Annotated in this window: 12 protein-coding genes; 4 read left to right on the top strand and 8 right to left on the bottom strand. The window is 43.0% G+C overall.

Annotation, left to right across the window (positions count from 1 at the left end):
* Nucleotides 1-4 precede the first annotated feature (4 nt).
* Complete coding sequence (locus tag AC1P5O_RS07095; RefSeq protein ID WP_004278909.1) at nucleotides 5-457, top strand: DUF441 domain-containing protein; 453 nt, start codon at nucleotides 5-7, stop codon at nucleotides 455-457.
* Between the two features lie 258 nt (nucleotides 458-715).
* Here AC1P5O_RS07095 and AC1P5O_RS07090 read toward each other — a convergent pair whose 3' ends face one another.
* The 6 genes from AC1P5O_RS07090 to AC1P5O_RS07065 form a co-directional block, all read right to left on the bottom strand.
* A complete protein-coding gene (locus AC1P5O_RS07090; RefSeq protein WP_017397823.1) occupies nucleotides 716-937 on the bottom strand; it encodes a gamma-glutamylcyclotransferase family protein in 222 nt (73 codons plus the stop codon).
* A 134-nt stretch (nucleotides 938-1071) separates the two neighbouring features.
* Complete coding sequence (locus AC1P5O_RS07085) at nucleotides 1072-2787, bottom strand: AAA family ATPase (protein WP_004278911.1); 1716 nt, start codon at nucleotides 2785-2787, stop codon at nucleotides 1072-1074.
* Between the two features lie 90 nt (nucleotides 2788-2877).
* A complete protein-coding gene (locus tag AC1P5O_RS07080; RefSeq protein ID WP_004278912.1) occupies nucleotides 2878-4884 on the bottom strand; it encodes a hypothetical protein in 2007 nt (668 codons plus the stop codon).
* A 196-nt stretch (nucleotides 4885-5080) separates the two neighbouring features.
* Nucleotides 5081-5833: a 1-acyl-sn-glycerol-3-phosphate acyltransferase gene (locus AC1P5O_RS07075; protein WP_004278913.1), complete on the bottom strand. Its 753-nt coding sequence runs from the start codon at nucleotides 5831-5833 to the stop codon at nucleotides 5081-5083.
* A 26-nt stretch (nucleotides 5834-5859) separates the two neighbouring features.
* Nucleotides 5860-6969 carry a beta-ketoacyl-ACP synthase III gene (locus tag AC1P5O_RS07070; RefSeq protein ID WP_004278914.1) on the bottom strand — a complete coding sequence of 370 codons (1110 nt, stop codon included), beginning with the start codon at nucleotides 6967-6969 and terminating at the stop codon, nucleotides 5860-5862.
* 30 nt (nucleotides 6970-6999) lie between these two features.
* Nucleotides 7000-10956, bottom strand: a complete 3957-nt coding sequence (locus AC1P5O_RS07065) for a DUF3418 domain-containing protein (RefSeq protein ID WP_034618976.1) — start codon at nucleotides 10954-10956, stop codon at nucleotides 7000-7002.
* 490 nt (nucleotides 10957-11446) lie between these two features.
* On the opposite strand from AC1P5O_RS07065, the gene ahpC reads away from it, so the two are divergent.
* Nucleotides 11447-12010 carry an alkyl hydroperoxide reductase subunit C gene (gene ahpC / locus AC1P5O_RS07060; RefSeq protein WP_004278916.1) on the top strand — a complete coding sequence of 188 codons (564 nt, stop codon included), beginning with the start codon at nucleotides 11447-11449 and terminating at the stop codon, nucleotides 12008-12010.
* A 291-nt stretch (nucleotides 12011-12301) separates the two neighbouring features.
* Nucleotides 12302-12508, top strand: coding sequence for a KTSC domain-containing protein (locus tag AC1P5O_RS07055; RefSeq protein ID WP_004278917.1), 207 nt, complete (start codon nucleotides 12302-12304; stop codon nucleotides 12506-12508).
* Nucleotides 12509-12519: 11 nt separating this feature from the next.
* Here AC1P5O_RS07055 and AC1P5O_RS07050 read toward each other — a convergent pair whose 3' ends face one another.
* On the bottom strand, nucleotides 12520-13080 hold the full coding sequence (locus AC1P5O_RS07050) for an O-methyltransferase (RefSeq protein ID WP_499005918.1): 561 nt from the start codon (nucleotides 13078-13080) through the stop codon (nucleotides 12520-12522).
* Nucleotides 13081-13134: 54 nt separating this feature from the next.
* Entirely contained in the window at nucleotides 13135-13356 is a 222-nt protein-coding gene (locus tag AC1P5O_RS07045; RefSeq protein WP_004731504.1) for a DUF1653 domain-containing protein, read from the bottom strand.
* Nucleotides 13357-13586: 230 nt separating this feature from the next.
* Between AC1P5O_RS07045 and AC1P5O_RS07040 the strand changes: the two genes are divergently transcribed.
* Nucleotides 13587-13857: hypothetical protein (locus AC1P5O_RS07040; RefSeq protein ID WP_499005916.1), on the top strand; the 271-nt coding region annotated here is incomplete at its 3' end.

Genomic DNA, 13857 nt, shown 5'->3' with positions numbered 1-13857 from the left:
GCTTATGTCGCAACTTGATTTGAATCTGATTGTTCTTTTGGTTTTACTGGCTTGCGGTATTTTCAGTCACAATAGTGCCGTCACCATTGCTGCAGCGGTGTTAATTGTTTTAAAAATCACGCCTCTCAGCAGTTTATTGCCTTATGTGCAGGCGCACGGTTTAAATATCGGCATTATTATTCTGACCATTGGTGTTCTGACACCAATTGCCAGTGGCAAAATTTCAGGGGAAAGTATTCTCAAATCTTTCCTGAGCTGGAAGTCTTTGCTGGCAATCGCGATTGGGGTCTTTGTCGCTTGGCTGGGAGGACGTGGAGTGAAGCTGATGTCCACTCAGCCAGATGTAGTGGCCGGACTGTTATTAGGCACAGTAGCAGGTGTAGCAGTATTACGCGGTGTTCCAGTCGGTCCTTTAATTGCGGCTGGGATTTTATCCTTATTGATTAGTACACAATAATGTTCAAATCATCAGCGCCCTTCACCAGTATGCAAAGATTTCTCAAAAATAATCATATAACGGGAAATATGCAGATCGCCCGATGATTATCTTGCGCTAATCTCTAACGCAGTACGTCAGGCTTGCTCAGAAGATACTATCAAATCAACGGAATATTTATTAATTCGATCTTTCAAAATTCAAGCAAAGGAAAGTGAATGATTTTTAAAAGCGGTGACCTGATAAAAATCAGAAATTCAATAAATGACACCTACCAGTCTAATCTTTCAAAGCATAGACCAAACTTTCTACCATCTGACCATTTTCCAAATATACTTTAACCGGAATACGTTGATATTCATCGCCTTCAAATACATCCAGCTCATTCCAATATTTAGGGAGATTCTCGGATATGAATACATAACCGGTAACAGTCTCTCCCGAATCACTGAGCTGAATACCCGGACTGCCCAGCTCAGCACCCCAACCGCGCTGCTGCAAATGCCCACGAATATAACCGGCTTTCCAGCTTCCCCCAATCCGTTCATCACATGGGCATTGGGTTGCTGCGGACGAAGCGTGCCGTATACGAATAAACTGTGCATCTTAAGAATTCTTAAACATCATTTTGATGATTACTCTACAAATAGTAGTGCTAGACGCACCTGGTCATAAGCCATTTTAGGCGTAGTCAATTCCACAATCGGACGCAGCTTAATAGAACCGTCATCATTAAAATGTTCCGAATTTTGACGCTTGGTCAAGCGTTTATAAATCTTGCGCACCTGCTCCACGACCTCTTCACCCGGATGGGCAACTGAAATATCCAGTCCCTGCTCTTTATGCAAACGTCCCAAATGATTGATGATGGTTGCCGGAGTCAAACCACGTTCAGTCGCGATATCGGCAATTTCATAGCCTTCTTCAAACAGTTCACGCGTTTCATCTAACGTTGCAGTGGCATAGCTTTGTTTTCCAGCATTCTTGGCAATTTTCTTCTCATTGCGCTGGATTTCAACTTCATTCAAAGTCCCGCCACAATGTCGGATAAAGGCTTTGTGCTGCGCAGTCAAATCGACATTTTCGAAATTCGCTTCGGCTTCATCAGAAAGTTCCTGAAAACGGCGATCGGCTTTAATCGCCAGACTATCGAGCTCCAAAGCCTGTTCATTAAAGCCTTTTAAACGTAAGCCATTTAAGCTTTTTAAACGGGACAAGGCGACATAGCCCTGGCCTTTTTCAAAGGTATGACTCAGATCAATTTCAGCGGCTTCCAAAGTCATGCCTTGTGATTTATGAATGGTAATCGCCCAAGCCAGACGCAATGGAATCTGCTGGAAACTGGCAATGGTTTTACCGGCCTCATTGTCTACCGACCAGGTTTCAGGCTCAACCACCAATGTAGTGCCATCGGTCAGTTTGACTTTAGGCAGCACACCATATTCATCATCTTCTTCAAAACTGATCACTTCGCCCAAACTGCCGTTGATATAACCCATATCAAAGTTGTTTTTCACAAACATGACTTTGGCATGTTTTTTCAGGGTTAAGGCTTCAGGCGCTCGCACTGACGATTTTAAAGTCTCGATCAGCTTTTCATTGCCATCACACTGCGCATCAAACTGGCGCGGATCATTGTCAATTTCATTCAGATGTTTAAAGTTAATACTGTCCACATCCATATTATGCGTATACAGGCGCGTATAGGTATCACCAATTTCTTGATGTCGCGTGGCCTGTAAAGCAGTGCGGTGTTCATGGCTAATCGCCTGCGCACGGATCGCATTCAGAATGTCATTCAAATAATCATTGCCCTGACGATGCTGCTCAGTTAGGTAGCAAACGCGAAACTTGGCTTCGACCCAGGCATCCGACATAAAGCAGAATTTGTCGCGGTTGCGCTCATCATTTTTACCGACTGGCGGTAACTGGAAAAAGTCCCCTGCTACAATCACCTGAATACCACCGAAAGCTTCATCACTTTCCTTGAAATATTTCAATACCTGATTGACCAGATTCAGCTGCTTGGCATGCAGCATTGAAATTTCGTCAATAATCAGGACTTGCGCATTTTCCAGATGTTCTTTTAAGTATTTGCGCTCTTTCATCCGCTTTAAGTCTTCTTCAGACAAAAAGTCTTTAATGCCAATGCCTGCCCAGGTATGAATAGTCATACCATTCATGTGTGTGGCTGCAATACCGGTCGATGCGGTAATCGCGACGGCGACCTTACGTGCCTTTAAATAATTAATATATTGATTCAGCGTATAGGTTTTTCCTGCACCGGCAGAACCGGTTAAAAAGACATTTTCTCCTGCTTTGAGTAACTTAAGGGCAGTTTCCTGTTTCATAAGAGCAATACCGTAAAAGAACGGCTATAGCCTAACGATTTTTAGCGGAAAAGTTAAGCGTCATGGAGGAAAACAAGCTGTATTGAACTGTCAGGCCTGCAAGTTGAGCCAGTTAATAAAATGCATGGCGATATTACTGTATTCAGCTTCTGCTTTCTGGTTATTCGGATATTCCAGCTGATCAAAAATCACCTGTCCATTCACTAATTGACACCCCAAGATCAAGGGTAGGCGCACAGCAGGATGAGACATACGAAAGGCCACATACTGCCCTTCCAAAATTTGCTGAGCATAGCTTGCCGCCAGACAGTTCCTGAAAATTTTAGATTCCTCTAAAATCCGATCCAAAGTTTTAAGTTCTTCAAAACGCCAGTTGAAATACAGTAAAAATGAAACCTGAGTGATTGGTGTCCAGTTCACCAGTGCGAACTGTTTTTTCAGCTTGGCGATCATTTCCTGCTTTTGAACCTGATCATGCCAGACGACCGCCTGATTAAACAAACTGGTCCAGCTCAGATTTTTCGGTATTTCTGTATGGCTGGAAAAATACTCTACCAGATAGTCACGCACATAACTGTCAAATAGCGACTCACGTACATGCCCGCTTTGCAAATAAAACAGCTGCCTGAACTCAGTAAAAGGAATGCGATAGCGGTGCAGAACATTATAGAAATCACGATTCTGCTGGCTTTGAGGCTGAATATACACCAGAACCTCATCGGGTAAATGCGCCGTAATTTTATATAAATGCTGCATATAAGCCTGCATCATCCGGCTCAAGTTCAGATAAACCTTTTTAGTCAGCTGATCATCCATTTTAACCACATTGCGCAGCAGCTCCATCCATTCGTCCAGATACAGAATTGAGGGACTAATCGCAATCCGTTGATCCTCAATTGATTGACGTGTGCCTTTTAATACCACCGCCTGATTATACTGATGCTGAAACCAGTCATGCTGGATTGCATATTCATGCATGCTATGAATAAACAGTCGCGCTGAGACATATTGAAAATATTGTAGAGTCGCCAGAATAATCTGTGGATGAATATGGTGGCTGTCTATAAAACTTAGGGCCGTTACTGCGACCCGCACACTGCTATGCTGGATATTATTACTGATCCAGTCCAGTACCTCGGCCGGTTGCTTGAAGATCCAATTCACGGCACGATGACAGTCAAATAGTGGCAATCGGGCTACTTTTTTCTGCCATAAATACGGATGATTTTCCAGGAAATTCCGTTTGGATAATAAATCATCCCGATGCCACACGTCCCGGTTCATCAATCGGACAAAACCGAGCAGATTACTTTGCTCCTCAGCATGCCGATATAGCAAACAGATATCATCAGTGTGATCTTTCAATTCATGCAGATTAAAGCGCTCTTCAAAAGACAGCGACATAATCCGGAACATCGCCGGAGGCAAAAACTGTGCGGCGCTAAAACAGAACTCATCCAGACTATCCATCAATGACTGGATCGAAAAGAATTCATCCTGCTGCAGGCACTCCAAAGAAAAAGCCTGTTGCAAGCTTTCAAGAATCTGCTGTGGAATCTCTTGTTCATTCTGAACAAAGTTTTGCATGATAGGTGTTGTATACAACCCGGCCTTGATCAGCTGGTGGTCGATAATCTCAGCCTGAACAACCGACATCTGTCGCAAAAATTCGGACACCCGTTCCGGGCCATTAACCCACGCATAAACCTGAGCCAGGATAAGCTGACGCAACTGTTTGGCTTTGTCGCGTAAATATAGCGAATGCTGCGGTTTTAAATCCCCGGTCAGGAAATAGATGTCCTGTAAAAAGAATTCCTCTAGCGCTTCTGCTTTGTACTTCTGGAAGTAAAAATGACTGTCGACCAAAGCAGGCGCAGTTCCAGAGTCTAATGCACGTGGAGTACAAAACTGGATATAAAACAGGCCATCCAGCAATTCAATCCGATGCTGATCCTGCTGAATTTTTATTAAATTTTGTGCATTCAGATGACCAATTATTGCCATCTGATCAAGATAAAGCTGGTTGAGCTCCAGAGAAATCCGTAAACATTGTTGTGCCAATAACCTTAAAGATGCTACCAAGCTTTCCTGTTCCATACGTACACCTCGGTCATCTTAGAATCATCTTATTTTTATATTGGATCATGCTGAGTCCTTGATCGCCAATCAGTGAACACTTAAAAATACATTATGGCATCACTTGCACTATAAAACCGTCCATGCATCCTCATTGCTAAAAATAGAACATTTCAATAGATCATAGCCTAGATTTTACAGGAAGAATTTTTCTTTTTTAGTCTTGCTGACGTAGCGCCTTAAGCTCGGCCAAGCCGGTATAAATATGTTGCTGCAAGCTGTGTCGAAATGCAATCAGCTCTTCCTGAGTCTGAACCTGAGCAATCGATTGTCGCGGCATAAACTGAAAATAAAATGGCAGGCGTTTTGGGAATAATCGTTTAGGCAAAGATGGAATCACATCGCCCTGACGTAATAATTTATTGAGTTGTGGTACTTTGAGGAGTTTTTGAAAATATTTATGCTGGATGATCTTATTGGCATCAAAGCCAATCTCATAGACTTCATCCCCACCAAGCGCAGCAAAAGGGACAATATCATAGTTGAATTCCTGAGCCAGCTTTAAAAATCCGTAGCGTTGCTTCCAGATCAGTTGATACTGTTCACCCTGACGTTTGAGTACTTCGCGTCCACCTCCCGGAAAGACCAGAATAGAATAACCCTGCTGCATCACAGCACGTACATAATGCTGGATGCCATCAACTGCCCCAAACTTCTTCACGGCTTCACGCCATAAGGGCACATAAAAATGGCTATGATCCGCAATGCTGACCACAGCCACTTTATGTTCGTTATAGAGGTAATCAATCAGCATCGGCGAATCAAAGATGCCGTACATGGAATGATTACCGACATACATTGCAGGCCGACTGGCATCAATATATTCAGCCCCTAAAAAGGTAGGGGTAAAATATAATTTGGATAAGGCACTTAAGCGTCTAATCCATTGCCCATCATGTTTGACCTGCAAGCTGTCTGCTCCCTATCTACTCCGGATTATGCCACGCGTTTTTGGACCAGAATCGAACCTACTGAATAACCCGCACCAAATGAACACAACACGCCGTATTCACCATCTTCAACTTCATGTGCAGTACGATGCAAGGCAATGATCACCCCGGCAGAAGACGTGTTGGCAAACTCGTTCAGAATGATCGGTACCAGACCAGGTTTGGCATTTTCTTTACCAACCACCAGTTTCAGGATCAGTTCATTCATACTGGCATTGGCCTGGTGTAACCAGAAGCGTTTAACACCTGTCGGCTCAATCTGGTTCTTCTCCAGTTGCGCAGTAATCATTTTCGCAACCAGTGGACAGACTTCTTTAAATACCTTACGACCATCCTGACGGAAACGTTTGTCGTCAATGTCAGCATTTTCAGAAGTATTCAAGAAACCAAAGTTATTGCGGATGTTATTCGAGAACTGGGTAAACAACTCAGAATCCAGAATTTCAAAACCGGTTTTGCTGTCAGTATTTTCAATAATTGAAGCGGTTGCCACATCACCAAAAATAAAGTGACAATCACGTGAACGGAAATCGGTATGTGCAGAAGTAATTTCCACATTCACCAATAACACACGGCGCGCGCCAGCTTTGATCGCATCATAAGCCTGTTTCAGACCAAATGTTGCTGCCGAGCAGGCCACATTCATGTCATAGGCATAGCCTTTGATGCCTAAAGCAGTCTGAATTTCGATGGCGACAGCAGGATAAGCACGTTGCAAATTCGAGCATGACAAAATCACGATATCAATGTCTTCGGCAGTCACACCGGCATTTTCCATTGCCTGTTTGGCTGCAATTACGCCCCATTCTGCCTGCAGTGAAATTTCATCATCTGCACGTTCACGTAAATTTGGACGTAAGCGTTTTGGATCAAGAATACCTGATTTTTCTACGACATAACGGCGTTGTACGCCAGATGCTTTTTCAATAAAGTCTGCACTAGAACCACGACGCGCTTCAACTTCGCCTGCAGCGATTTTGTCAGCATTTTCGTGATTAAACAGTTCCACATAAGCATTTAAACTTTCAACTAATTCTTCATTGGTGATGACGTGTTCCGGATGGAATAAGCCCGTACCCGTAATGCGGATGCCCATGTAAAATTCCTTATCTGAATTACCTATATCTTAACTGATTCCAAGACGATCCCATACTTTTTGCAAGCGAGTTGGAGACACGGGTGCTTTTGTTTTCATCGGTTGTGAAAACAATGAGATTCTTAACTCCTCGACCATGAAATACAATTCTTTCAGGCGAGGGTCATCTTTAAACTTGAATAATTTTTCCATCCATTGATCAATTTGGTCAATGGCGGAATTGTCCCTTTGTAGATTATTGGGCAAGCGCTCTAAACGCAATATCAAGGCTTTTAAATAACGTGGAAATTCGCTCCACACATCGGAAGGTTTACGATATACAAAGTCAGAAAGGCTCATTAAATCAAGCTGATCTTCAATATCATTGATATTTTTTTCAAACACAGAATGGTCTAAAACCAATAATTTCCGGCGAATTTCCTGCCACTGGATGTAAATATCCGTGATCTCTTTCAGGGCAATTTGGCCATAAGTCAGGAAAGATTTTTTTACATCTTCAACTAGCTTTTGGAACTCTTGCGCATTGACAGGCAGCTCATTTATGGACATGTGTAGTGTGGCATAAACTAACATTTGTTCCAGTTGTGCCTTATCACCGAGTGGCGAATAAGCCAGCGCCAGAGGTTTGGAAATCTGTTTTTTCAACTGACGAGTCAAGTCTCCGAGTTGCATATGCACCAGTCGGATCACCCCTTCACGATGTTTTTTGATCGCTTCAGCCTGATCATTAAAAGTCTGGATCACTACACCCGATTCATCTTTCTGCTCCAGGGCAGCAAAAGCTTTGGTCGGAACCAGCGCCTGATACTGCTTGACCACGACACCGGTGACTTTTTGCGAGGCTTCAAATACGAAACTTTCCGGGAAGGTTTTAAATTCACCTTTAAGCTGTTTAACCGGACTATGCGTTTCAGTGCGGCAGCGTGCTTTCAGCTCCGCCAGATCACGCCCCTGTTCAATGACACGGCCTTTTTCATCAGTCACTTTAATAAATGGCAACAGATACTGATCGACCCGGTCAAAACTGAAATCTTTCTCAGTGATTTGATCACCACGCAACTGGAATGCCAAAAAACTAAAAATATGCTTCTGTAAATCCTGCGCATCTACTTTTGCCATGAGTTTTCGTGCAGTATCCGGAATCGGCACCAGATTACGGCGCTTGTCCTTCGGCAAAGCTTTTAGCAATGCTTCAATCAGATCCAGACGCCATCCCGGAATTCCCCATGACCAGATACCTTCATCGACCTGGGCCAAAGCTTGCAGTGGAATTTTAACTGTCGCGCCATCTTCATCATGACTCGGGTCAAAACGATAGGTTGCAGCCAGATGCAGGCTACCATTCTGCAAATAGTCTGGGAATTGCTGTGTCGTCGGACGGTCATTCAGCCACAGCGCATCATCATCAACAAATAAATAACGCGGATTCTGAGGCTCTACTGTGGCACGCCAGTCTTCAAAACTACGCCGGCTAGCCACTTCAGGCGGCACTTTCGAGGCATAGAACTGGTAAATGGTTTCTTCATCAACCACCAGATCACGACGGCGTAATTTGTCTTCTACTCGCTCGACTTCTTCCAGTTTAAGCAAGTTATGCTTTAAAAATGGTGGAGTAATGCCTAAATGCCCAGTGGTTAAAGCATCCCGCAAGAAAATTTCATGTGCGGCCGCCTGATCTACTTTTTCATAATTGATTGGGCGTTTCGGCTCAATAATCAGACCAAATAATGAAATCTGATCATAGGCATTCACCACACCGGCTTTTTTCGACCAGTGCGGTTCAAAATAATGATGCTTGAGCAGGTCACGCGCGGCCAGCAGAATCCATTCCGGCTCAATCTTGGCCAGGGTACGTAAATATACCTGAGAGGTTTCCACCATCTCAAAAGCCATCACCCACGGCGTATTGGTCTTGTGCAAGGTAGAAGCCGGGAAAATCCGTGCTTTTTGCTGACGCACCGCCATAAAAACATTACGCTCATCGGTCTTGTTGGCGATAAACGATAAGAGACCGGTCAACAAGGCACGGTGCAGATTTTCATAACTGGCTTTCTTTTCATTAAATGACAGTTTTAAACCCTTAGCCAACTCCACCAGCTGCTCATGAGTTTTCTTCCATTCACGCAGACGCAGCCAGCTCAGGAAGTGATTACGCGCAAAAGTACGGCGCTTATTTTCACTCATGCTTTCGCGGTTATTGTGCAGCGTCTCCCAGAGCTTGATATAGAACAGGAAATCAGAATCAGCTTCACGGAATAGTGCATGTTTCTGATCTGCCTGCATCTGCTTGTCCGCAGGGCGTTCACGCGGATCCTGAACTGCAAGCGCTGCCACAATCACCAGAACTTCGTTCAGCACGCCAAAATGTGCACCACCAAGAATCATGCGGGCCAGACGTGGATCGATCGGCATTTTCGCCATTTGCTGACCAATTTTGGTTAGTGCATCTCCCACCTTAACATTTCCCCCTTTTTTTAAGGGGGCAGAAGTTGCAGATTGAGATTGCTTTTCATCTGTAACTTCAGGGGAATTATCTTGAGAATGAGACGCTTTCTTTTCACTCATTGCCCCGAGTTCAATCAGCAATTTACGACCATCATTTACCAGACGATGATCTGGTGGCTCAATGAAATCGAAGTCTTCCAGTGAACCCAAGCCCAGACTTTGCATCTGCAAAATCACCGATGCCAGGTTGGTCCGTTTAATCTCCGGTTCAGTAAATTCAGGACGGCTCAGAAAATCATCTTCGCTATACAAACGGATACAGACACCCGGCGCTATACGGCCACAACGACCTTTACGTTGGTTCGCGGCTGCCTGAGAAACAGCTTCAATCGGCAGGCGTTGCACCCGTGAACGATAGTTATAACGTGAAATACGCGCAAAACCGCTATCAATTACATAACGGATATTCGGAACGGTTAAAGCCGTTTCTGCCACGTTGGTGGCAATAATAATGCGTCGCCCACCACCAGAAGGATTAAAGATTTTCTGCTGTTCAGCCAGCGCCAGACGCGCATATAAAGTTAATACTTCCGTATGGCGTGGCCCATGTTTGATCAGGGTTTCCTGTAGCTCGCGAATTTCCTGTTCAGTACTGGCAAAAATAAGGATGTCGGCATGTTCAGGATGGCCTTTTTCCTGTGCATCCTGAAAGCATTCTTCGACTGCTTTGACCACAGCGCGAGGCAGATTTTCTTCAAAGTCATCAAACTCGTCATCATCACTACCGCCAATGCTCATTTCCGAGATCGGGCGATAACGTAGCTCGACTGGGAAACTGCGGCCTTCTACTTCAAAAATTGGTGCACCATTGAAGTAACTGCTAAAACGGTTTACATCCAGGGTTGCAGAAGTAATGATGACTTTCAGATCGGGACGACGCGGCAACAGTTGCTTCAGATAACCCATAATGAAGTCGATATTCAGTGAGCGTTCATGCGCTTCATCAATAATAATCGTGTCATATTTGGTCAGGTAGCGGTCATGCGTCAGTTCGGCCAGTAAAATACCGTCAGTCATCAAACGCACAATTGAGTCTTGTGAACCCTGTTCCGTAAAACGTACTTTAAAGGAAATTGATTCACCGAGTTTTTCGCCAACTTCTTCGGCAATACGCTGTGATACGCTACGGGCTGCCAGTCGACGCGGCTGGGTATGTCCGATCATTCCGGTCAGGCCACATCCAGCCAGCATAGCAATTTGCGGTAACTGGGTGGTTTTACCAGAACCGGTTTCGCCAGCCACAATAATCACCTGATGCTTTTGAATCGCGGCAATCAGCTTATCAGTGTACTGAGTAACCGGTAGATCCTGATTCAGCTTGATGTTCGGAAGACGTTCAAGCCGTTGCCGTACTTTCAGATTGGATTTTTCAAATAATTCCTGATACTGCTTGGCATCTGCGTCTTTCCCCTTTTTCAGTCGATTTAAACGGTGACGGTCACGCGCCATTATCCATTGATCTACATTTAAATGACTCTGCACAGAGAAAACACCCACATCAAAAAAACAGGAAAGGTTTATTTTACTTGGTTCATTAGATTTCAGATAGTCGTAGTTCTGTTAAGTGCCGGACAAATTGGCTTTGGCTGCCTGATTTCCCTCAATTCAGCGCCATAAACCTATCAAAATATCTATATGACACGCTTGAATTTTCCTGAGTAGATTTAATCATCAGTTTAATTTTGAAATTGATATTTAAATTATTTTGCGGAAAACATGCTTTTTTCCTGATTCACCCTTGAATTTTTTGGTTTCAACATCATGTTTGCTAGCACGAGGAAAAAGAGATAATTTTGTCATCAGGCCATCATCTTGATGCTGCTGAATGAACAAAGCGATTTTGCCGAAGTGGCGCATTTTTACTTAATTCGGTTTTTCCGATGTTTGTAATGTAAAAATACCATTTTAGCATCAACCAAAATTTCGATACTCTTATTCAAAATCAAAGACTACCTCAATCATGGAGACAATGATGAGCTTAATTAATACTGAAGTTAAACCATTTAAAGCAACTGCATTCCAAAACGGCAAATTCATTGAAGTTACTGAAGCTGACCTGAAAGGCAAATGGTCTGTTGTATTCTTCTACCCAGCTGACTTCACTTTCGTTTGCCCGACTGAACTTGGTGACCTTGCTGACAACTACGCTGAATTCCAAAAACTAGGCGTTGAAATCTACTCAGTTTCTACTGACACGCATTTCACTCACAAAGCTTGGCACGATTCTTCAGAAGAAATCAAAAAAATCCAGTATGTAATGGTTGGTGATGCAAACTGGACTCTTGCTAAAAACTTTGACGTATTAATCGAAGCTGACGGCCTTGCTGATCGTGGTACTTTCGTGATCGATCCAGAAGGTAAAATCCAAATCGTTGAAATCAACGCTGGTGGTATCGGCCGTGACGCTCAAGAACTTCTTCGTAAAGTTAAAGCAGCTCAGTATGTACACGCTCACCCAGGCGAAGTTTGCCCAGCTAAATGGAAAGAAGGCGATGCAACTCTTGCTCCTTCAATCGACCTAGTAGGTAAAATCTAATTTTAATTAGATTGAACTGATTCAAAAAACCACGCTTTTTAGCGTGGTTTTTTATGGTTTAAGCTTTTATCTCAGCGCAATACGGGATTTTATTTTTTAAAATGATTTTGTTAGGACTTTAAATATTGCAGTCCTATTTTTTTCTTGATCCATCATATAAAAATTCAGGCATATCTTTTGCTTCGCTTTCTCATAATCCTTACCCATTCTTACAATTGAGCTATACATCTGCAGAGCCATATGGCATAAGTTCAAATGATAAGATAAGAAATATTCAGTGGAGGAACGCATATGCAAAAACTGCTTACCGTGATTTCTTGGAAATACAATCCCTCAAGCCGCCACCTGAAAATTGTATACAGTAATGGTCATACTGAACTGTATCATCCCGTACCTGAATTTATTTATGACAACCTGTTAAGACGCCAAGATAAAGCTGCATTTGTAGAAAAGTATCTCGAATATAATTTACATTTTAATAAAATTTGCATGGATTAGAGCGAATCAAATTAACGAAATCCCACCATCAGCAAACCTGCGCCTATGGGTACAGTACTCATGATAAAACGTGGGTCTTGCTGAATTAAGGCAATAAACTCTTCGACTTCTGCTGCATGTGAAATGACATTATCAACTACCAGTAACCCGCCCTTTGCTTTAAGTAATCGACTCAAATGTGGCCAGTAACTGACATAAGCATCTCGTTCAGCATCTAACAGGATAAAATCAAATATTTCCTTTTCTGCCTCCAGATAAACCTGAGCATCAATTACTTTAAAATTGATTAAATCTGCAAGATCTATTTCTGTCGCATATTGCTTTGCCTGAGCAACCCGTTCTGCATCAACTTCAAGAGTTGTAATCATGGCTTGAGTCAGCCGAGCCGCTTCTGCCAGCCATAAAGTGGAATAACCGGTAGAGGTGCCAATTTCCAGAATATTTTTGGATTGTTGCGCACGAATCAGCATAGATAAAAATCGGCCTGATTCTGGCTCTATATTGCGATATCGGTGCAGGCGATCTGCCTGTTTAAGGTCATGCCTATGAAATTTTTCATATAATTCTTGCATGAATCTTTCAAATTCATCTGAATTTTGCATCACTCTTCCCTGAGTCTGTTTGGCTTAAAGTGCCTGAATCAATTTAAAGCGTTCTACTTCACGATCATCGTGGGTAGTAATGGTCTCAGTGAACATCGTTAAAGGACGTACCCAAATTGAATAATCCCCATAAAGACATTGATAAACCACTAGCTTTTCTTCAGTTTCACTGTGCGTGGCAACATGAAACACCTGATAAAGCTGTCCCTTATAATGTTGATAAATACCGCGTTGTAATTCCATCATTCAAGTCTCAAATATCTTGTTTTAATCTTAGCTGAAAATCCTTATTCTTGCTCTAAACTACTTGAAAATTAATCTTTCACCCCCATATAGAACTTTGAAATTAATGATGAATTTTTCAATAAATCTGTAAATCCGATCAACAAGATAAAAACAAACTGTTTTACCTATTTATTCAATTCATTTAATATCTTGTTATCAAATAAACATTTACTCCTTTGGAGACGTTAGCAATGTTAGACCAAAATACTTCAGCTCAACTTAAAACCCTATTAGAACGCCTGGAAGGCCCAATTGAACTGGTCGCCACTCTGGATAGTTCTGACAAATCAGCCAAAATCCAGGAACTGGTGTCCGAGGTTGCTGCACTGTCTGATCTGGTGACTGCACGCTTTGACGGGAACAATGCACGTGCGCCAAGCTTTGGTATTGCTAAAGCTGGTGAAGAACCACGTGTATTCTTTGCAGGCTTGCCAATGGGCCATGAGTTCACTTCGCTGATTC

Source organism: Prolinoborus fasciculus, assembly GCF_056724605.1.
The sequence above is the reverse complement of the archived record's forward strand: the minus strand, read 5'-3'. Positions and strand labels throughout refer to the sequence as shown.